Origin of the sequence: Acinetobacter sp., assembly GCF_050285345.1 — a bacterium.
Classification (GTDB): domain Bacteria; phylum Pseudomonadota; class Gammaproteobacteria; order Pseudomonadales; family Moraxellaceae; genus Acinetobacter.
This window is the reverse complement of the sequence record NZ_JBLZXR010000124.1, coordinates 1-19,391: the sequence shown is the minus strand read 5'-3', so window position 1 is coordinate 19,391 and position 19,391 is coordinate 1. Positions and strand designations below refer to the sequence as shown.

General features: G+C 40.3%; 22 protein-coding genes and 1 pseudogene. 13 read left to right on the top strand and 10 right to left on the bottom strand.

All coding sequences use genetic code 11. The annotated features are described in order from the left end of the window. Positions 1-36 precede the first annotated feature (36 nt). From eno to ACN6OV_RS11005, 5 genes and pseudogenes are all read left to right on the top strand, one after another. On the top strand, positions 37-1,326 hold the full coding sequence (gene eno, locus ACN6OV_RS11025) for a phosphopyruvate hydratase (RefSeq protein WP_427952909.1): 1,290 nt from the start codon (positions 37-39) through the stop codon (positions 1,324-1,326). 16 nt (positions 1,327-1,342) lie between these two features. After that, entirely contained in the window at positions 1,343-1,735 is a 393-nt protein-coding gene (locus ACN6OV_RS11020; protein ID WP_427952940.1) for a septum formation initiator family protein, read from the top strand. Then, positions 1,698-2,420 carry a 2-C-methyl-D-erythritol 4-phosphate cytidylyltransferase gene (ispD, locus tag ACN6OV_RS11015; protein WP_427952907.1) on the top strand — a complete coding sequence of 241 codons (723 nt, stop codon included), beginning with the start codon at positions 1,698-1,700 and terminating at the stop codon, positions 2,418-2,420. The genes ACN6OV_RS11020 and ispD overlap by 38 nt, the downstream gene beginning before the upstream one ends. Before the next feature lie 95 nt (positions 2,421-2,515). Continuing rightward, positions 2,516-3,652 (top strand): rod shape-determining protein RodA, encoded by a 1,137-nt coding sequence (rodA, locus tag ACN6OV_RS11010; protein ID WP_427952905.1) that lies wholly within the window; start codon positions 2,516-2,518, stop codon positions 3,650-3,652. A 102-nt stretch (positions 3,653-3,754) separates the two neighbouring features. Further along, positions 3,755-4,395, top strand: a pseudogene (locus ACN6OV_RS11005) (DUF6988 family protein). Positions 4,396-4,417: 22 nt separating this feature from the next. Here the strand turns inward: ACN6OV_RS11005 and ACN6OV_RS11000 are convergent. From ACN6OV_RS11000 to ACN6OV_RS10955, 10 genes are all read right to left on the bottom strand, one after another. Next, positions 4,418-4,720 (bottom strand): cyd operon YbgE family protein, encoded by a 303-nt coding sequence (locus tag ACN6OV_RS11000; protein ID WP_427952903.1) that lies wholly within the window; start codon positions 4,718-4,720, stop codon positions 4,418-4,420. A gap of 3 nt (positions 4,721-4,723) precedes the next feature. Beyond that, positions 4,724-4,825 carry a cytochrome bd-I oxidase subunit CydX gene (gene cydX / locus ACN6OV_RS10995; protein WP_002120988.1) on the bottom strand — a complete coding sequence of 34 codons (102 nt, stop codon included), beginning with the start codon at positions 4,823-4,825 and terminating at the stop codon, positions 4,724-4,726. A gap of 23 nt (positions 4,826-4,848) precedes the next feature. Beyond that, positions 4,849-5,994, bottom strand: coding sequence for a cytochrome d ubiquinol oxidase subunit II (gene cydB, locus ACN6OV_RS10990; RefSeq protein ID WP_427952901.1), 1,146 nt, complete (start codon positions 5,992-5,994; stop codon positions 4,849-4,851). Beyond that, positions 5,991-7,577, bottom strand: coding sequence for a cytochrome ubiquinol oxidase subunit I (locus ACN6OV_RS10985; protein WP_427952899.1), 1,587 nt, complete (start codon positions 7,575-7,577; stop codon positions 5,991-5,993). The genes cydB and ACN6OV_RS10985 overlap by 4 nt, the downstream gene beginning before the upstream one ends. Next, a complete protein-coding gene (cydP, locus tag ACN6OV_RS10980; protein ID WP_180056800.1) occupies positions 7,577-7,768 on the bottom strand; it encodes a cytochrome oxidase putative small subunit CydP in 192 nt (63 codons plus the stop codon). Before cydP ends, ACN6OV_RS10985 begins: the two co-directional genes overlap by 1 nt. 501 nt (positions 7,769-8,269) lie before the next feature. Then, positions 8,270-9,385 carry a porin gene (locus tag ACN6OV_RS10975; RefSeq protein ID WP_427952897.1) on the bottom strand — a complete coding sequence of 372 codons (1,116 nt, stop codon included), beginning with the start codon at positions 9,383-9,385 and terminating at the stop codon, positions 8,270-8,272. 309 nt (positions 9,386-9,694) lie between these two features. Continuing rightward, the gene (locus ACN6OV_RS10970; RefSeq protein ID WP_180080312.1) at positions 9,695-10,108 is read right to left on the bottom strand and encodes an HIT family protein; all 414 of its coding nucleotides are present in this window, start codon (positions 10,106-10,108) and stop codon (positions 9,695-9,697) included. Between the two features lie 32 nt (positions 10,109-10,140). Then, the gene (locus ACN6OV_RS10965; RefSeq protein ID WP_180080315.1) at positions 10,141-10,410 is read right to left on the bottom strand and encodes a YARHG domain-containing protein; all 270 of its coding nucleotides are present in this window, start codon (positions 10,408-10,410) and stop codon (positions 10,141-10,143) included. 88 nt (positions 10,411-10,498) lie between these two features. Next, positions 10,499-11,371: an NAD(P)-dependent oxidoreductase gene (locus ACN6OV_RS10960; RefSeq protein WP_427952895.1), complete on the bottom strand. Its 873-nt coding sequence runs from the start codon at positions 11,369-11,371 to the stop codon at positions 10,499-10,501. A gap of 9 nt (positions 11,372-11,380) precedes the next feature. After that, positions 11,381-12,484 (bottom strand): alpha/beta fold hydrolase, encoded by a 1,104-nt coding sequence (locus ACN6OV_RS10955; RefSeq protein ID WP_427952938.1) that lies wholly within the window; start codon positions 12,482-12,484, stop codon positions 11,381-11,383. Positions 12,485-12,626: 142 nt separating this feature from the next. Here ACN6OV_RS10955 and ACN6OV_RS10950 point away from each other — a divergent pair, with 142 nt between their 5' ends. The 8 genes from ACN6OV_RS10950 (at position 12,627) to ACN6OV_RS10915 (ending at position 19,293) form a co-directional block, all read left to right on the top strand. Continuing rightward, the gene (locus tag ACN6OV_RS10950) at positions 12,627-13,814 is read left to right on the top strand and encodes an O-succinylhomoserine sulfhydrylase (protein WP_427952893.1); all 1,188 of its coding nucleotides are present in this window, start codon (positions 12,627-12,629) and stop codon (positions 13,812-13,814) included. Between the two features lie 33 nt (positions 13,815-13,847). Then, complete coding sequence (locus ACN6OV_RS10945) at positions 13,848-14,177, top strand: YbaB/EbfC family nucleoid-associated protein (RefSeq protein ID WP_427952891.1); 330 nt, start codon at positions 13,848-13,850, stop codon at positions 14,175-14,177. A 12-nt stretch (positions 14,178-14,189) separates the two neighbouring features. Beyond that, on the top strand, positions 14,190-14,786 hold the full coding sequence (recR, locus tag ACN6OV_RS10940; protein WP_427952889.1) for a recombination mediator RecR: 597 nt from the start codon (positions 14,190-14,192) through the stop codon (positions 14,784-14,786). A 199-nt stretch (positions 14,787-14,985) separates the two neighbouring features. Continuing rightward, on the top strand, positions 14,986-16,128 hold the full coding sequence (locus ACN6OV_RS10935; protein WP_427952887.1) for a ribonuclease D: 1,143 nt from the start codon (positions 14,986-14,988) through the stop codon (positions 16,126-16,128). A gap of 123 nt (positions 16,129-16,251) precedes the next feature. Next, positions 16,252-16,563: a YcgL domain-containing protein gene (locus ACN6OV_RS10930; RefSeq protein WP_427952936.1), complete on the top strand. Its 312-nt coding sequence runs from the start codon at positions 16,252-16,254 to the stop codon at positions 16,561-16,563. A 21-nt stretch (positions 16,564-16,584) separates the two neighbouring features. Beyond that, positions 16,585-16,968: a hypothetical protein gene (locus ACN6OV_RS10925; RefSeq protein ID WP_427952885.1), complete on the top strand. Its 384-nt coding sequence runs from the start codon at positions 16,585-16,587 to the stop codon at positions 16,966-16,968. A gap of 21 nt (positions 16,969-16,989) precedes the next feature. Beyond that, on the top strand, positions 16,990-17,841 hold the full coding sequence (locus tag ACN6OV_RS10920) for an AAA family ATPase (protein ID WP_427952883.1): 852 nt from the start codon (positions 16,990-16,992) through the stop codon (positions 17,839-17,841). A gap of 264 nt (positions 17,842-18,105) precedes the next feature. Continuing rightward, positions 18,106-19,293 (top strand): vWA domain-containing protein, encoded by a 1,188-nt coding sequence (locus ACN6OV_RS10915; protein ID WP_427952934.1) that lies wholly within the window; start codon positions 18,106-18,108, stop codon positions 19,291-19,293. Positions 19,294-19,391: the final 98 nt, after the last annotated feature.

Here is a 19,391-nt window from a genome sequence, read left to right as displayed (position 1 = left end):
GGCCTATCTTATTATTAATCAACTGAGGAATTGTTCATGAGCCAAATCGTTGACATTCGTGCACGTGAAATTTTGGACTCTCGTGGTAACCCTACCATCGAAGCAGACGTAATCTTAGCCTCTGGCGTTGTAGGCCGTGCATGTGCACCATCTGGTGCTTCAACTGGTTCTCGTGAAGCTTTAGAACTTCGTGATGGCGATAAAGCACGTTACTTAGGTAAAGGCGTTAAAACTGCAGTAAATAACGTCAACACGCTTATTCGTGATGCGTTAATCGGTAAATCAGTATTCGAGCAAAAAGACATTGATAACACAATGATCGCGCTTGACGGTACTGAAAATAAAGAAAAATTAGGTGCTAACGCAACTTTGGCGGTTTCTCTTGCTGCTGCACGTGCTGCTGCTGATGAAAAGAAACAACCTCTTTTCCAATACATTGCAGACTTACGTGGTCAAACTATTTTGACTATGCCTGTACCAATGATGAACATCCTGAATGGTGGTTCACATGCAGACAATAACGTAGATATTCAAGAGTTTATGATTGAACCAGTTGGTTTTACTTCATTCTCTGAAGCATTACGTGCCGGTGCTGAAATCTTCCATTCTTTAAAGTCAGTTTTAAACAAAAAAGGTTTAAACACTGCTGTTGGTGATGAAGGTGGTTTCGCGCCTAACTTACGTTCAAACGAAGAAGCAATTACTGTAATTCTTTCTGCGATTGAGCAAACGGGTTACAAAGCAGGTTCTGACATCATGTTAGCACTTGACTGCGCATCTTCAGAATTCTATAAAGATGGTCAATACATCCTTGCAGGTGAAGGCAACAAAGCATTCACAAGCAACCAATTTGCTGACTACCTTGCAGGCCTTGCAAATCAATATCCAATCATCTCAATTGAAGATGGTCTGGACGAGTCGGATTGGGAAGGTTGGTCTTACCTGACTTCTATCCTTGGCGACAAAATCCAATTGGTTGGTGATGACTTGTTCGTTACAAATCCTAAGATTCTTCAACGTGGTATTGATGAGAAAGTTGGTAACTCGATCCTCATCAAATACAACCAAATTGGTACATTGACTGAAACTTTAGATGCAATCTATCTTGCGAAAGCAAATGGTTACACTACTGTAATTTCACACCGTTCTGGTGAAACAGAAGACTCTACCATTGCGGATCTTGCAGTAGGTACAGCAGCGGGACAAATCAAAACTGGTTCACTTTGCCGTTCTGATCGTGTAGCAAAATATAACCAATTACTTCGTATTGAAGAATTGACTCAAGCTGCATATCGCGGTAAAGCTGAGTTCAAAGGTTTGAACTAAGCAGATCATGCTCTCTATGTTAAATGTATTTGACTCCAAGGCGAGTAAAGCATTGTTGGGCCTTGCGATCTTTTTGATCGCAGGGTTTCAATATTTATATTGGTTCGGTGAAGGCGGTTATCATGACCACCAGCAACTGAGTCAAAAAATACAACAACAAGTCGAACTCAATGACGAATTAAAAGAACGAAACCGCGTACTTGCGGCCGAAGTGTATGACTTAAAAAATGGAGTAGAAGCCATTGAAGAGCATGCACGACTCGATTTAGGTTTGATTAAACCGCATGAGACATTTGTACAAATGAGTACCATTAGTACCCAGTACAAGCCTATATATATTGATCCAAACGCCAAAGTAGACCTACGTACCAATGAGTCAGCACCAGCAGAACTACCACCAGAACCTTAATTTGTGGGCCATTATTCCAGCTGCTGGTTCAGGAAGCCGATTTTCCAAAACTGAACTCAAACAATATCAAATGATTGCTGATCAGACCGTGCTTGAACATACGATTGCACGTCTGAACCAATTGCCATTAATGGGTTATGTACTCGCGATTGGTGAGCAAGATAATGTGGCAAAAACACTACGATTTGCCCAAGCTGAAAAATCTCATTTTTGTTTGGGTGGTGCAGAACGGGTAAATTCAGTTTTAAATGCACTCAACTATCTTTCTGAAATTGCCCATGATGATGATTGGGTGTTGGTGCATGATGCAGCGCGACCATGTGTTAGCAAAGAGAATCTTGAAGATTTAGTTGAAACTTCACTTTGTTCCCAACAAAGCGCAATCTTGGCTATTCCGGTGCGTGATACCTTAAAACGTGTGGAAAATTCGTCTCAAATTTCTGTAACAGTGGATCGTTCAACCTTATGGCAAGCGCAAACACCGCAGATGGCAAAACTTGGTGTGCTGAAAAAAGCCATTGAAACAGCACTTGCGGAAAATGTCACAATTACCGATGAAGCCAGTGCTTTAGAATATATCGGTGAATCTGTGCAAGTGGTGCAGGGACGCTCTGATAATATTAAAATCACCTATCCAGATGATCTGGAATTGGCTCGACTCATTTTGGCTTCTCAGAGCAATTAATTTTTTGCTATTTCATGGAATATTTAAGTGACAGTGATTCTTTCGCTGTCGCTTTAATCTATAATTCTTCTATTCTTTTTTAGATCTGTTTCGCAATGATCCCTTCTCAACAGTATCGATTTTTACGTCAGTCATTACGTGATGGCCGGAGTATAAAACACGATTCTTCTCGATGGGCTAAACTTCATTTAGACCCGTGGTTACTTTGCTTTTTAGTGCTCAATGCAGTCTTGGGGCTAATGGTTGTGTATAGCGCAACAGCAGAAGATTCGGGAATGGTGCTACGCCAAGCCACCAGTTTTGGTGTCGGTTTTATTGTGATGCTGATTTGTGCGCAAATTCCACCCAAAGTTTACCAATCCATGAGTCCATATTTATATGGTTTGGGTATTTTGTTATTACTTCTGGTTTTGGCAGTTGGTGAAAAGCGTATGGGGGCGAAACGCTGGATTAGCTTGCCGGGTATCGGCAGTATGCAGCCGAGTGAGTTTATGAAATTTGCCATGCCGTTAATGATGGCATGGTATTTTGCGCGCAAACCATTTCCACCGAAATTTTTACAAATTGTCGGGGCGTTAATTTTATTATTGATTCCATTTGCATTAGTCGCTTTACAGCCTGACTTAAATATCGGTTTAATTATCCCAGGGATATTTGTCCTATTTTTAAGCGGTATGTCTTGGCGTTTAATTTTGGGTGCATTCGTGGCTTTTGCTGTAGCTGCGCCTGTATTGTGGATGTTCTTTTTGCAGGAATATCAGAAAAAACGTGTACTGACTTTATTTGACCCTGAGTCAGATGCACTGGGTGCGGGCTGGAATATTATCCAGTCGAAAATTGCCATTGGTTCGGGTGGTTGGACAGGTAAGGGTTATACCGAAGGAACGCAATCACATTTGGGTTATTTACCAGAACATCATACTGACTTCATTATGTCGACCTATGCTGAAGAGTTTGGCTTTATTGGGGTATTTCTTCTATTTAGCTTATTTACGGCCATTATTATTCGTTGTTTGATAATTGGTCTCAATTGCTTCCATAATTTTGGTCGTTTGTATGCGGGGGCAACAGGTCTTACATTCTTCTTCTTCGTATTTTTAAACTCGGGAATGGTGAGTGGTATTTTGCCGGTAACAGGTGACCCATTACCGCTGATGAGTTATGGGGGAACGGCCGTGATTGCAATGCTTGCCGGGATGGGTATTGTGATGTCGATACATACGCATCGTTAAATTTAAAAAAGCTGGATCAATTCCAGCTTTTTTTATATTTTAATTTTTGGCATTTAAAAATGGAAGCTCATATTGACTGATATTTTTCGTGATTCTGAATCGATGATGGATGAGCTATATAATGAGTTGAATCATTCAGCATTTATCGGTGGAGTGCAGCGACTTGATTTGGTCTATGAATGTTGTGAATTATCCATGGAGCATGGTGAAGCCATTTTACAACTGTTGGAAACTCGCCAAGATATATCGGCACTCGCATTATTTCGAATTCAGTTTGAAGCTGTGGTGAGGCATATTGGTTGCTAATGGTGGCTTCTAATGTGGAAATTCAGAAATTTGAAATTCAACGAGAAGAAGAGTTACTTCAGAATGTGAAAATTCCTACCGCAGCTGAAATGATTGCAAAATTAGAAAATGTGGTAGAAATTAAGCATATTGTTGAAATGTTTAAATCGTTTCAGTTCTATTCATTAAAGCATTTGCATTCGATTGTGCATACTGGTCGAAACTCATTAATTCAACGAAAAGTTGGGTTGGTGGATACTGAACGCATAGTAATAGTGAAGCAAGTCAATGGATTTATTGTGATGGCAGCTCAAATTTTACTAAGACATGCAGCTAAAGAAAAATATATTCATCATATCCATAAAAAATTTAGAAACTGTTTTCAAATGCAAGACGATATTACAGCAGCACAAAAAGCCGAAATTGATCGTAAATATAAAAAAGCCCTCATAAAATGAGGGCTTTTATTTTATCCAGCTTTTAGGTCATGAACCATGTGTAATAGCCCCAAAGCATCAGTGGCCATGCAAGAAGAGGGCTAAATAGCCATTTCCAGAACCAATGACGTGGAGCAAAACCCACACCATGGACAAAACCACCAGAAATACCAATCATGATGAACATGAGGGCGCGATGGCTATATCCACCATTGTCATCGAGCATTGCGGCTGGATGAACAAGTAACACGGCTGCCAAGGGAAAAGCTAACAGGCAGGAAATGACCATCGCAAACTTATTTGGTTTCTTTTCTACAAGTGGTTTTTCTACAGCAGCATCCGTCATTTGTTATTCCTCATCTAGATCTTGATGATGTTCAATGTAGAGGGCACTTAGTACACCCGCAAAACATGCCATCAAAATACCGAGAATCCAAGCAAAATACCACATCGTTTTTCTCCTTAGACACAGCCTTAGTATAGGCTGTGTGAATTCTCTTCAATATGTTCACTAGTTACCACGCCCCACATCTTGTAGTAACACCAAGTTGTGTAGCAAAGAATTGTCGGTACGAAAATACATGCAGCAACTGTCATTACTGTCAGTGTATTTTTACTAGATACCGCATCCCACATTGTTAAACTAACAGTTGGGTTGATGCTTGAAGGCATAAGGAAAGGGAACAGTGCAAAACCAGCAGTAAGGATTGCGCCTGTAACCGCCAAGCTTGAGCCTAGGAAGCTGAAACCTGCTTTGCCTTTACCTGCTGCAAGGATGATGATTAATGCACCTAAAATTGCCATGATTGGAGCAATCATCGTAATTGGGTAAGTGCTGTAGTTATTCATCCAACCTGGGTTAGCATTGGTGATCACTTCTTTCGCTAATGGGTTAGCCACGCCATTTGTGTCAAATGGTTGAGCTAATGTGTAGCCTTGAATATTACCGAAGTATAACCAAGCGCCTGCAAGTAAGAAGCACACTAAGAACACGATACCCATAATTTGAGTCGCTTTCGCAGAGCGTGCGCGTAGGTCACCATCAGTACGGAGCATAAGCCATGCACCACCGTGTGCGCAAAGCATTGAAAGACTCACAATACCACAGACTAAAGCGAATGGGTTAAGCAGCGCAAAGAAGCTACCTGTATAAGTTGAGCGAACAGTTTCATCCATTGTGAATGGTACGCCAAGGAACATATTGCCGAAAGCGACACCAAAAACTAATGCGGGAACTGCACCGCCAATTGCTAGACCCCAGTCCCAAGAATTACGCCATTTGGTATTCTCAAGTTTAGAACGGTAGTCAAAACCTACCGGACGTAGGAAGAGTGCGAAAAGAACCAGTAACAGTGCCCAGTACATGCCTGAGAATGCAGTTGCATAAACCATAGGCCATGCAGCAAAGAGTGCACCACCAGCAGTAATAAACCAAACTTGGTTCCCGTCCCAGTGTGGGGCAATCGTATTGATTGCCGCACGACGTTCTGAGTCTTTTTTTCCTACGAATGGCATGATTGCCATTGAGCCCATATCGAAGCCATCGGTGAGGGCAAAGCCAATGAGTAATACACCCACAAGCACCCACCAGATTATTTTGAGTAATTCATATTCGATCATGCTTGAGACTCCTCATTTGCCTTTTTTGCAGCTTCAAGTTTTTCAAAATGGTATTTACCAGTGTGAAGTGAGCTTGGGCCAAGACGTGAGAATTTGATCATTAAATACATTTCAATGATAAGAAGTACAGTATAGAACGCGGCCAATGCAAGGATTGAACCCCATACATCACCAGTGCTTAAGCTAGAAGCTGAAAGGTGAGTTGGTAGGACTTCACCAATAGTCCATGGTTGACGGCCAACTTCAGCAACATACCAACCTGTTTGAGCAGCAATCCAAGGGAGTGGAAGTGCAAACAAGGCAAATTTCAATAACCATGGTTTGTTTTCAGCATTGCGTTTACCTACAGCAAATGTTGCAAGTACGAATAACAGTAGCATTAAGAAACCAGAAGCGACCATTGCACGGAATGCCCAGAACAAACTTGGAACGTGCGGAATAGTGTCTTTCGCAGCGGCTTTAATTTGCGCGTCAGATGCATCAACTACGTTGTCAGTGTATTTCTTAAGCAATAAGCCGTAGCCCAAATCTTTTTGTGATTCAGCAAATGCGGCTTTTAATTCAGGAGAAGTATCGCCTGCACGGAGTTTTTCTAACTGAGAGTATGCAACCATACCGTTACGAATACGTTCTTCATGTTGAACGATCAGGTCTTTAATACCTGTCACTTCTTTGGTTGTTGAACGTGTTGCAATGATACCCATCACATAAGGAATTTTGATGGCATAGTCGGTAGACATGGTTTCTTTGTTTGGAATACCAAATAAAGTAAACGGTGCTGGTGCAGGGTGAGTATCCCATTCTGCTTCAATTGCAGCGAGTTTTGTTTTTTGAACGTCGCCAATTTCGTAACCAGATTCGTCACCCAGTAAAATTACTGAAAGTGTAGACGCTAAACCAAAGATTGCAGCGATGGCGAAAGAGCGACGCGCAAATGGTAAATCACGTTTTTTCAGTAAGTAGTAACTTGAAATAGCAAGTACGAAAATTGCGCCAGTTACATAGCCCGCAGAAACGGTATGGACAAATTTAACCTGAGCAACAGGGTTGAAAATGAGTGCACCAAAGTCCACCATTTCCATACGCATGGTTTCATAGTTAAATGCAGAACCAACAGGGTTTTGCATCCAGCCGTTTGCAACCAAAATCCATAAGGCTGACATATTCGAACCGAGTGCTACTAGCCAAGTCACAGCCAAGTGCTGAACTTTAGATAACCGATCCCAGCCGAAGAAGAATAAACCAATAAAAGTTGATTCGAGGAAGAATGCCATTAAACCTTCAATGGCCAATGGAGCACCGAAAATATCACCGACATAGTGTGAGTAATATGCCCAGTTAGTACCGAACTGAAATTCCATGGTCAAACCGGTAGTAACACCTAATGCGAAGTTGATACCGAAGAGTTTTCCCCAGAATTTAGTCATGTCTTTATAAATTTCTTTACCTGAAATCACATACGTGGTTTCCATAATGGCAAGAATAAAAGCCAGACCTAAAGTCAGTGGAACAAAAATAAAGTGATACATCGCGGTCATTGCAAATTGGAACCGCGAAAGATCGACCACGCTTTCAGAAATCATCAACGTGTCTCCTTGATTTGAGAAGGACTGCCAGCAATATGCTCGGCAACTTGATTGTCAAAATTTTTGGGAATAGTTGGGGCGTCGAACCAGATGTTCTTAATGATCATTAAAAGAATGACTTTAATTATTAGAATTGCAGTTATTTCTTTGACCACACGACGATTTAAATCTTTGAAGGTTAAGCTCATTGAGACAAGCCTATTTCTTGAAGTTGATTTATATTATTAACAAAACTACACAAAAAGGAAATAGCTATAACAGTTAAAATAAAAATATATTATTAACTTAAGTTAAAACAATATCTTATGAATTTAAATAGTTAAAAAATAAACTAATTTTACGTGAAAAATATCCGAGTAAAATACTTGTATATAAATGATATATTCTGACTGATTTAGTCATATTTTATTGGAAAATTAATCCCGACTAAATTACTTATATTTACTTAAAATGAACATCTAATTAATATAAAGATACAATGGTATTAATACCAACTAATTTAGTCATGATTAATATGTCTTAATTTTTTACAGCTAGAACTTGAATAAAAATTATTCTAAGTTGCTGAAAAATATAAGGTAATATACATCACACTTTTTGGCTAAATTTGAAATATTTTGCATTTAATAAATTTTCTCAATAAAAAAGACATACCAAGGTATGTCTTTTGTCTTTTATTTTGGATTAGCTTAGAAGTCGTAACGCAGACCGAGTGATAATGCAGTCGCATTTTCGTCGGCAACGCCACTGATACCATTGCCAAAGCTGCGACCTTCTTTCCAAGGATTAAGTTTTGAATTTTTGTCGTTAATTACAGTTGCTAAGTTGCCGTATACCCGTAGGGTGCTGTCCAATTTGTGTTCGACACCTACACCAACTAAGCTTGCATTTGCGTCATCTGCATCTACATCACGGTAGAAATATTCACCGCGTACAGAAGTTTTAGGTGTTACTTTGTATTCGCCAGCTACACCAAAGACTTGAGCATCTGGGTTTGCCGTATCATTATCGTGTTTTGCAATTTGATATAACGCACCTAAGTTAAATGCTTCGGTGAGTTTGTATGCACCTGCAATACGGAAGGCATCGCGGCCTGCACTGCCAGCAGCATTTGCAGCATTTGCAGCATTTTCGTCATATTTTTCATATGCCGCAGCAAAGTCGATCGGACCTTCTTTGTAGGTTAAAGCTAAGTCATAAGCTTTGTTGTCGTCTTTGCCCTCTTTTACACCTTCTGCAGGAGGAGTGGTGGTAGCATCAACACGTCCGATATTGGTGCCTGAGTGCATAGATATTGCAGCGAGGACGTTAAAGCCGCCACCAAATTTTGGTGATTTATATTCGATGGTGTTTTCGTTACGTTCATCAAATTTTAAGTTGCCTACGCGAGTTACGTTACGTACGTCACCGACCATATCACCGAAGAAGTTAACTGGACCACGTGCAACTTTGAATGGGCTATCGAAGCGACCTACACGTGCTTGACCATAAGTACCGCTTTTTAAGCCAACAAATGTATCACGTGTTGAAAAATCTACACCTTTGCTGTCTTGGCTACCGCTGGCAAAGTTTACTTCTTGTTCTATTTGCGCAAATACGTTTAAGTCATCATTGATTTTTTGGTCTACTTTGAAGCCTAAGCGTGAAGAGTTAGAAGAAAGCCCAACTTCGTTGTAATCTTTACCATCATCAAGATAGTCAAGAGAGACATGTGCACGGCCATAAATTTTTACATCTGCAGCAGATGCCATCATAGGTGTAAGAATTGTTGCCCCGATTGCTAATGCACATAGAGTTTTTTTCATTTGAAGCTCCAAAAGACTTTTCCAGTCATATCAATACGTTTTATCAGTAGCTTGGCTAGAAATAATTTCGCTATCTAATGGCGCTAAGTATTCATTACAAATAAGACAGTTCTATTAAGGAAATATTTCAAATCCATGAAATGTGCTAGGAGAAAATTGAAAAATTATTTTTAAAAAGATAATAAATTACAATAATATAAATTATAGTTTTTCTTGGGAAATTAAAATTTTAATAAAGAAATTATTTGGCTGAGACACAAAAAATGGAGCCGAAGCTCCATTTATAACAAATTAAAATTCGTGTGAATTTTAAAGTGCAGCTTTAATTTTTTCACCAATTGCTTTGATTTTTTCCATATCACCCAGTTGAGCGGCATGCTTACCTAACTCATGTACTGATGTTGGGATAAGATGGAAATGAACATGCGGAACGGTTTGGCCCGCAGCTGCGCCAGAAAGCTGCATTAAGACAATACCTTTCACATCCAAAGCTTTTTCCATTGCTTTCGCAACTTTTTGCACAACTTGAATGGTATAGGCAGCAGCTTCAGGATCTAAATCAAGCAGGGTTAAAGCAGGAGTTTTTGGAATGACTAGGGTATGACCTTCAGCCTGAGGCATTACATCCATAAATGCGAGAACTTGCTCGTCTTCATAAACTTTAAATGCTGGAAGTTCGCCACGTAAAATACGTGCAAAAATATTTTGATCATCATAAGTCATTGCTAAATTCCTTGAGCTAAACTGAATCGTAATTATTTACAGTTCAATTCTTTCTGACGTTCTTTGATGGCGTCAAGTCGTTGTTGCTCTTTTTCTGAAAATTTAGGCTTAGTTGTGTAGCAATTGTCATTGCCAAACTTCGCTTTCGCTTCAGGATCTTTAAAGCAGAAACCTTTTGATGCATAAATCACATCATGGTCATTTTTCAACTTTTGGCATTCTTGCTCAGATGCTAAAACAGTAGTAGAAGCCCCGATTAAAGTTACAGCACCTAGCAAAGTTGCGAGGGTAAATTTGTTCATGAGAGTTTCCTCTGTCATTTGTAACAAGGTGTGTTGTCACACTACAATACAATATGATGGTTATTTATCTTTATTCAATGGCGAGTTATTACTCAATTATAATTTTACTCCATTTTTCATACAGATGGATAGCAGTTGAAAAATCACTATTTTCTTCTGCTAAATCACTAGCGGCCTGAATTAAGTTTTGCGTGAGCGAAAGGACTGGCGCAGAAAGTTTGGCTTGTCGTACTAGATCAACTGCAATACCTGTATCTTTTGCAAGTAATGGAAGGGCAAAGGTTAATGGGAAACTACGATTTAAAATACGCTGTGGTAATACCGTTTCAGTAACCATACTTTTACCACTTGAGGCATTGATACAATCCAGTGCTTCATTGAGATTCACACCATGGGCTTTCAACGTGGTGAAGCCTTCAGCCACGGCACAAAGATTTACAGCCATTAACATGTTATTTACAGCTTTTACAGCAAATCCTGCGCCAGAGTCACCCACATGTTTGATCAGTTTCCCGAAGGTTTGAATTGCAGGTAGGGCACGTTCAAATGCTGTAGCATCACCGCCAATCATTACAGTTAGCGTGCCATTTTCAGCGCCAATGGTCTGACCGCTTACAGGCGCATCTAAGAAATCAACCTCTTGTTGTTTTAAGGCAAGGGCAAGCTTTTTCGCGGATTCAGGTACGCCACTGGTACAGTCTATCCATACCGAACCTGCTTTGAGGTGGACATTAGCGATGAGGTTTTCAACATCTTGGCTTGTTGGCAAGCATGAAAAAATGATATCGGCTTGAACAGCTTGTGCTAAATCGACAGCCAACGTGCCATATTCGGCAGCATGTTGCTCAGCTTTGGCAAAATTACGATTCCAGACATAGACTGTATCGAATTGTTTAGGTAAATGCGCCGCCATGCGATAACCCATTGCGCCCAATCCGATAAATGCAACTGACTGAATCATAACTACCCTCTAAATATTGTCATGTAATAAATTTGATCGTTGTATTAACCACGTGGTCATTTTTGGCCAAAATAAGTTGGCACTTTTTTGACTCGACATCAGGCCGAGATGACCGCCGGGGATTAAAGTAAACGTGACATCTGTACTGCTTGTCAATTCGCTTAAAGGACGTGCTGCATCGGCCGTCACGATCTGATCGGTTGCACCTGCACCAATGAGTAGGGAGCAAGTAATCGCTTTAAGCTGTATTTGTTGGCCTTTGAGTTGGATAGAACCCTGCTTCAATGGGTTCTGTAGCCAAACGTTCAGCACCATGTCTTGGTTAATGCCACCAGGGTAGTCAATCATGTGATTAAGGAAATTGCCCATCGTGGCATGTTCGTACACATCATGCGCATTATCCAGATTCATCAGGAACTGCTTTTGACTTTTAAACCAACCGATCGGATCAATAATTTTAAAACCAAGTGCATTAATCGGGCCGGGAGTATGAATGAAATATTTAGGAATTTTGCCTTCATACAATGTATTTCTAAGATTTTTATTGCGGGCAATCAGTCGATTGGTTTTTTCAAATAAAGCGCCCATACGACCAGAGGCATAGCTGTCGATGGGTGCACCCATGACCATTAAATTTTTCACATGTTCAGGTTGATGTAGTGCGGTATAGAGCGCGACGAATACACCAGCCATACTCCAGCCGTGCAGTGAAATATAACGACTGCCCGAATGTTCACAGATTTGATCAATACAATGCGGAATAACATCATCAATAAATGACATGAAATTGAGGAAACGGTCTTGGTATTTGAACTTTCCCCATTCCAGTAAATACACATCAAAACCACTATGTTGAAAATGCTTGACCAAAGAACGGTAAGGATAAAGGTCATAAATCGACATATTGATGGCCAGTGGCGCAACAAAGACTAAGGGTTCTTTGTATTTACGCTCAGGAGAGGCATAAAACCTGACTTTGGCATGTTTGTATTCAGTAATGACTTCATAAGGCGTCGATTGTGAAAGTATCAGCGATTTTGCATTAAACATGCGTGCAGATAGATGTTTAATTTTTTTTTGTTGGACTTTAAGTTTTTGTTTGAATGGGTGCATAACTGTCAATTGCCTGAGTCCTTGGAGGATTGATCGAAGTCTAAGCGATATTTGCGTATTATGCCTTGACCTTAAATAGCTTAGACGCTCAAAATATTGGCAATTCTTCACAAAAGGCAGTCCGTGAGACTGAGTAATGCAGATGAGCCCGCAAGACGATTTAGAATACCAATTAGATACTTTAGCAATTCGTACAGGTCATGACCGCACTTTTGAAGGCGAGCACAGTGAACCAATTTTCTTAACATCGTCTTTTGTTTGTGAAAGCGCAGCAGATGCAGCGGCAAAATTTTCAGGACAAATTGAAGGAAATACTTACTCACGCTATACCAATCCAACGGTACATACTTTTGAAAAGCGTTTAGCGATTCTAGATGGTGCTGAGCGTGCAATCGCCACAAGTTCAGGTATGGCGGCTGTGCATGCCGTGACTTTGGCGTATTTGAAATCTGGCGACCATGTGGTGTGTTCACGTGCAGTATTTGGCTCAATTATTTCGTTATTTGAAAAATATGTTGTCAAATTTGGCGTGGACGTAACTTTTGTTGATTTGGAAGATTTAGATGCTTGGGAACAAGCGATCCGTCCAACAACTCGTCTTTTATTCATCGAAACGCCATCTAACCCATTGGCTCAAGTGGGTGATATGCAAGCGATTGCAGACATTGCACATGCGCATGGCGCTTTATTTGCAGTGGATAACACCTTCTGTACACCTGTATTACAACAGCCAATCAAATTTGGCGCAGACTTAATTATCTACTCATCAACGAAATATATTGATGGCCAAGGTCGTGCACTCGGTGGAGCGGTAGTTGGTAATCACAAACTGCTTGAAGAAATTAATGGTGTGATTCGTACATTGGGTAACTCAATGAGTCCATTCAATGCATGGGTATTCTTAAAAGGCTTAGAAACTTTAAGTTTACGGATGAAAGCACATTGTGAAAGTGCACAAAAATTAGCTGAATGGCTAGATGCACATCCAAAAGTGGAAAAAGTGTATTATGCCGGTTTACCTAATCATGCAGGGCATGAACTGGCGAAGAAACAGCAAAAAGGCTTTGGTGGTGTGGTTTCGTTTGTGGTGAAAGGTGAGCGCGAAGGTGCGTGGACTGTGATCGACAATACACGTTTCCTTTCAATCACCAGTAACTTGGGTGATGTGAAATCGACGATTACGCATCCAGCGACGACTTCACATGGCAGAATGGCCGCTGAAGCGAAAAAAGCAGCAGGTATTAGCGAAGGTTTAATTCGTGTATCTGTTGGTTTAGAAGATATTAATGATATTATTCGCGATCTTTCACGCGGTTTAGATCTTATCTAAAGTGAACTCATCAGATTTGTTCGGAGATTTTTTATGAACATTAATATGCTCATGCAGCAAGCTCAACGCATGCAAAAAGAAGTTGAGAGCAACATTAAAAAAGCCAAGGAAGAGCTTGCGCAAGTCGAAGTTCATGCTGAGGCGGGCGGTGGTCTTGTTAAAGTAACCATGACTGCGCGTAATGTAGTGAAACGTATCGAAATCAATCCTGAATTACTTCAAGATGATGCAGATATGATTGAAGACTTAATTGCAGCAGCAATGAATGATGCAGCACGCCAAGCAGAGGCAATTTCAGAAGAAAGAATGAAATCTGCGAACTCTGGTATGGGTCTTCCACCAGGCCTTTCAGGTTTATTCTAAGGAATATACGGAATGTTTAGTGATCGTTTTGATCAACTTGTACAAGCATTGCGTATTTTGCCAAGCGTTGGGCCAAAGTCGGCTCAGCGCATGGCACTGCACTTGATTATGAAAAATAGGGAAGGTGCAATTGGTCTGGCACATGCTTTGACTGAGGCAACCAACTATATTCATGAGTGTTCAATTTGTCATTCTTTGACCGAAGATGAAGTCTGCAATATTTGTGTGTCATCTGAACGTGATGATCGCTTACTTTGTGTGGTTGAATCTCCCGCCGATGTCATGGCAATTGAGCAAAGTGGTAGCTTCCGAGGAAAGTATCATGTTTTGGGTGGGCATTTGTCGCCACTCGATGGGATTGGTCCAGACGAAATTGGTATTCCTTATCTCATTCAGCGCTTAAGCGATGGCAAGATACACGAAGTCATCTTGGCAACCAATGCAACGGTTGAGGGGCAAGCGACTGCGCATTATCTGGTAGAGGCAAGCAAACATTTACCGGTACAAATGACGCGTATTGCACAAGGTGTTCCGCAAGGTGGTGAACTTGAATATGTCGATAGTCATACCTTAAGTCAGGCCGTACATAACCGGATGCGGATGAAATAGGACAGGAGCGAAATCCGTTTCGCCTTGTTCATTTGGACTCTTTATTTATACTTAATAACGATTAATATGCTGTGATAATTCGTATAAAAAAGCGATATAACAGAAATAAATAACCAAAATACATTTTTTCATTATACAAAAAATTTATATATCAGTTAAAATGTGCTCACCGAGCATCTAATATTAGACTCAGCAAGTTATGTATCAATTTATTCAAAATCAATCAGATTTGGACCCTGTTTTAAATCTGATGAATCAGAGTTCCGTGTATGGACTCGACACCGAGTTTATAAAGGTAGATACCCTTTGGCCTAAACTCGGGCTATTCCAAATTAATGTGCAAGATCAGGTATATTTACTTGATGGTACAACCTTAGACTTATCTCAATTTTGGGATCGACTTTTTGCTGCGCAGCAAAATGTTTTTCATGCTTGTAGTGAAGATATTGATTTGATTTATCACTATGCACAGCAGAAGTCTTTGGAAAATGTCTTTGACACTCAAGTCGGCCTGTCTTTCTTGGGGCATGGTCTGCAGGTGAGCTATCAAAATGCGTTAAAAACCATGTTGAATGTGGAGATTGATAAAGATCAAACCCGTTCAGATTGGTTGGCGCGACCACTGAGCCCAGAGCAGATGATGTATGCAGCAAATGATGTACATTATTTAATGAATTTAAGTCAGACGATTCAAACCGAGCTGAATGCGAAAAGTTTATTAAATTGTGTGCTTGAAGACTGCAATAATTTGACTTATGAAATTGGGACAGAAACGCCAATTCATCAGCTCTATCATGATATTGGCAATTATCGTCATTCACGCCGTCAGCTTATGCAAATTCAGCAGCTTGCAGTGTGGCGTGAGCAAATGGTGAAAGCTTTAAATCAGCCACGTAGTTTTATTTTAAAAAATTCGACCATTATTGATTTGGTAGAAAAAAATCCAAAAAATAATTTTCAGCTCAGTTCAGTAAAAGATATTCGTGCCAATATTGTGCGTGAGCATGGTAAAACCATTTTAGACTTGTTGGCGTTTTTACCTGCACAGGCTGAATGGCCATTGCGTATGGCACGTCCGATTCGTCATTCATCTAGCGATATTGGTGAACGTGTTGATGCGGTTATTCAAAAAGCTGTTCTTGAAACCACCGTGCCCAAAGAAGTCTTGATGCGTAAAAAATGGTTAAATGCACTTTATCAACATGTGGTTTTTCATAATGACGAACAAGACTTACCGAATTATTTGCTGGGCTGGCGTTATGATCTGCTCACACGGCCTTTAATTGAAGTTTTGCATGCAGATGAAAGCTATTTGTCGGGTCAAATGAAAGTGATGGAATAGACCCGATTGATTAAAGATGTATCATTTATACAAATTCACGACTGATGCGTTAATAAACACTAATGTATCAGTCTTTTTTTTGATGTATCCTTTGCCTTGCGTTTTATGAGTATTGATTCAATTATGTTCTGTTCTATTTACAAATCGAGCAAAAAAGATGAAATGTATCTTTATATTGCCCGTCCTGAAGTTAACGAAAGCGAAACTGAAGTCGTTGTTGATCCACTTGAGGTGATGCCTGAAGTCTTACGTACAGCTTTCGGTCGTGCCACATTTGTAATGGATTTGGAGTTAAGCGAAGCACGTAAACTTGCACGTGTAAGTGTATTGCATGTGATTGATTCGATTTCAACGAAAGGGTTCTTTCTTCAAATGCCTCCAGAAGGTTTGATTGACCCAAATGCTGTTGAACCTGAAGGTTTACGTGGCGCATAAGAATAATTCAGGAGTTGTGAAATGGATGGTGTAGTAACTGTATTGGACTCAATTCCTGAAAGCAGTATTGCAATTACAGTCTACCTTGGCGGTGCTGTGATTGCGTTATTGTGTTGGTATGGCTTGATGAAGCGTGTACCGAAACCGTTTGGTGGAATTGGCTGGTTATTGGTTTTTGCCATTTTATTAACCCCAACGGTTTCTGAAGGCACAAATGCATCGATTGCACCAGCTATTTTTGGTTTGATTTTTGGGGTGTTAACCAAAGATCAGCCTTTGGTTTGGGCAAATTTATCACTGATTTTGTTTGTGGTAGGCATTGGTTTGGTGCTTGGTTATTTTTGGTCAAAATACGCTGCACAAAAACCTCAACATGTTGTTAGCAAGAAAAGTTCACCGCTTTAAATAAAAAAATAAGGTTATGTCATGTCTGTTGAAACTCAACAATTTTTTGGTACAGATCAATATATTGCTACGGATAGCTTAAAACTCGCAGTGAAAGCTGCACGTTCACTGCAAAAACCACTCTTGGTGAAAGGTGAGCCGGGTACAGGGAAAACACTTTTGGCAGAACAAGTGGCTGAAAGTTTGGGGCTCAAGCTGATTACGTGGCATATCAAATCAACCACCAAAGCACAGCAAGGTTTATATGAGTACGATGCTGTTTCGCGTTTACGTGATAGCCAGCTCGGTGATGATCGGGTTTATGACATCAAAAACTATATTAAGCCGGGTAAACTCTGGGAAGCATTTACCAGTGAAGAACGCTGTGTTTTATTGATTGACGAAATTGATAAGGCGGATATTGAATTTCCAAATGACTTATTGCATGAACTCGACAAAATGTCGTTCTATGTTTATGAAACTGGGGAAACTATTACTGCGGTTCAGCGCCCAATCGTGATCATTACTTCAAATAATGAAAAAGAACTTCCAGATGCATTCTTGCGTCGTTGCTTCTTCCATTATATTGAATTCCCTGATGAAGCGACCATGCGTGAAATCATTGATGTGCATTTTGAAAATATTTCAACTACCTTGGTTTCGGAAGCGCTACAAGTTTTCTTTAAACTACGTCAAATTCCGGGCTTGAAGAAACCACCTTCAACGTCAGAACTTATTGACTGGCTCAGCCTATTAATGGCGGATGATATGCCAGAAGATATTTTACGTAATGCGGATAAATCGAAAGCAATTCCGCCGCTCTATGGTGCATTGATTAAAAACGAACAAGATGTGCAATTACTTGAACGTTTGGCATTTATGTCGCGTCGTTAAGATGCAAATTTTAATAAAGGCCGGTTTTTCCGGCTTTTATTTTGTCTGCTGAGAATGGTTAAATTAAAAAGATATCCAGTGTATTGATTGATTTGTTTGGATTGAACCTTGAGTAAATGCTTTTGGCTTTACTTGTAAGGATCAATTTTTAATAATGTGAACAGCGAAAAGGCATTGCTCAGTTGCAGATGAAATAACAAGATCATGCAGTCATACTGGATTTGACCTCCTGAATATTCAATTTTTATTGGACTTTATTTGTCTATGTTTGTGCGATTGTTTTATACCCTCAGAAAATACGGTGTTCCTGTTTCGACACGTGAACTAATCGATCTTAATGAAGCAGTCGCGGCTGGACTGATTTTTGCCAATCAAGAAGATTTTTATCAGCTTGCCAAAACCGTTATGGTGAAAGATGAGCGCTTCTTCGATAAATTCGATCGGGCAATGAAAGACTATTTTGATGGGATATCGACATTTGACTTGGATGAATTGCTCAATCAAGTACACAAACTGCCGAAAGATTGGTTTGATCTTGAACTGATTGAAAAACATCTAACACCTGAACAACGTGAAGAACTTAAAAAAGCTGGTTCGCTTGAAGAATTGATGAAAATGCTGGAAGAACGCTTGCGTGAACAGCATAAAAAGCATCAAGGTGGTAACCGGATGATTGGTACGGGCGGAACTTCGCCTTTCGGTGCCTATGGTGATCATCCTGAAGGTGTGCGAATTGGCGGGCCTGGTCGTAAGCGCTCAGCAGTAAAAGTCTGGGAAAAGCGTCAATACCGAAATTTAGATGATGATCAAATGCTTGGTAGTCGCCAAATGCAAATGGCGCTACGTCGTCTACGGAAGTTTGCCCGACAAGGTGCTGCTGAAGAGCTAGACATTGATGGCACTATTCGAGAAACAGCCAAACAGGGTATTTTAGATGTACAGTTGGTTCCTGAGCGCCGTAACCGCATTAAAGTGCTGATGTTATTTGATGTGGGTGGCTCAATGGACTCGCATATCGCGCAATGTGAAAAGTTGTTCACCGCAGCGAAAACGGAATTCAAAACTTTAGAATATTTTTATTTCCATAACTGTCTGTATGATTATGTGTGGAAAGACAATATTCGTCGTTCCAGTACGCGTATGAACACTTGGGATCTGTTTAATACCTATGGTCGGGATTATCGTGTCATCGTGGTGGGAGATGCGAGTATGGCGCCGTATGAGCTAAATTCTGCCGGTGGCTCTGTTGAGTACATGAACGATGAAGCAGGACAAGTCTGGTTGCAACGCTTGCGTAATCATTTTGATAAAACGGCGTGGCTAAACCCCGAAGACGAGTCATATTGGAACTACACCCAAACCATTGGTGCGATTAAGCAGATTTTTGAAGATCACATGTATCCAATGACGCTAAAAGGTGTAGAGGATTTGACTAAATACCTAGCGCGTTAAAGCTTAAAAAATTATATTATTTACGCCAATCTCAACTTTTAATTAAGTTTTCCAACTGTAAAGGAGGATTACCTAATTGAGAATTTAAAACGACTGAA

Bases quoted from the DNA above. Each gene is read 5' to 3' on its own strand.
- ACN6OV_RS10955 (WP_427952938.1), bottom strand. From the start codon at position 12,484: ATGCACCCATTCAAACAAAAACTTAAAGTCCAACAAAAAAAAATTAAA.
- rodA (WP_427952905.1), top strand. From the start codon at position 2,516: ATGATCCCTTCTCAACAGTATCGATTTTTACGTCAGTCATTACGTGAT.
- cydB (WP_427952901.1), bottom strand. From the start codon at position 5,994: ATGATCGAATATGAATTACTCAAAATAATCTGGTGGGTGCTTGTGGGT.
- cydP (WP_180056800.1), bottom strand. From the start codon at position 7,768: ATGAGCTTAACCTTCAAAGATTTAAATCGTCGTGTGGTCAAAGAAATA.
- eno (WP_427952909.1), top strand. From the start codon at position 37: ATGAGCCAAATCGTTGACATTCGTGCACGTGAAATTTTGGACTCTCGT.
- ACN6OV_RS10985 (WP_427952899.1), bottom strand. From the start codon at position 7,577: ATGATTTCTGAAAGCGTGGTCGATCTTTCGCGGTTCCAATTTGCAATG.
- ACN6OV_RS10975 (WP_427952897.1), bottom strand. From the start codon at position 9,385: ATGAAAAAAACTCTATGTGCATTAGCAATCGGGGCAACAATTCTTACA.
- ACN6OV_RS10960 (WP_427952895.1), bottom strand. From the start codon at position 11,371: ATGATTCAGTCAGTTGCATTTATCGGATTGGGCGCAATGGGTTATCGC.
- ACN6OV_RS10950 (WP_427952893.1), top strand. From the start codon at position 12,627: ATGAGCCCGCAAGACGATTTAGAATACCAATTAGATACTTTAGCAATT.
- ACN6OV_RS10925 (WP_427952885.1), top strand. From the start codon at position 16,585: ATGGATGGTGTAGTAACTGTATTGGACTCAATTCCTGAAAGCAGTATT.
- ACN6OV_RS10945 (WP_427952891.1), top strand. From the start codon at position 13,848: ATGAACATTAATATGCTCATGCAGCAAGCTCAACGCATGCAAAAAGAA.
- recR (WP_427952889.1), top strand. From the start codon at position 14,190: ATGTTTAGTGATCGTTTTGATCAACTTGTACAAGCATTGCGTATTTTG.
- ACN6OV_RS10920 (WP_427952883.1), top strand. From the start codon at position 16,990: ATGTCTGTTGAAACTCAACAATTTTTTGGTACAGATCAATATATTGCT.
- ACN6OV_RS11000 (WP_427952903.1), bottom strand. From the start codon at position 4,720: ATGACGGATGCTGCTGTAGAAAAACCACTTGTAGAAAAGAAACCAAAT.
- ACN6OV_RS10965 (WP_180080315.1), bottom strand. From the start codon at position 10,410: ATGAACAAATTTACCCTCGCAACTTTGCTAGGTGCTGTAACTTTAATC.
- ACN6OV_RS10935 (WP_427952887.1), top strand. From the start codon at position 14,986: ATGTATCAATTTATTCAAAATCAATCAGATTTGGACCCTGTTTTAAAT.
- ACN6OV_RS10915 (WP_427952934.1), top strand. From the start codon at position 18,106: ATGTTTGTGCGATTGTTTTATACCCTCAGAAAATACGGTGTTCCTGTT.
- ACN6OV_RS11020 (WP_427952940.1), top strand. From the start codon at position 1,343: ATGTTAAATGTATTTGACTCCAAGGCGAGTAAAGCATTGTTGGGCCTT.
- cydX (WP_002120988.1), bottom strand. From the start codon at position 4,825: ATGTGGTATTTTGCTTGGATTCTCGGTATTTTGATGGCATGTTTTGCG.
- ACN6OV_RS10930 (WP_427952936.1), top strand. From the start codon at position 16,252: ATGTTCTGTTCTATTTACAAATCGAGCAAAAAAGATGAAATGTATCTT.
- ACN6OV_RS10970 (WP_180080312.1), bottom strand. From the start codon at position 10,108: ATGACTTATGATGATCAAAATATTTTTGCACGTATTTTACGTGGCGAA.
- ispD (WP_427952907.1), top strand. From the start codon at position 1,698: ATGAGTCAGCACCAGCAGAACTACCACCAGAACCTTAATTTGTGGGCC.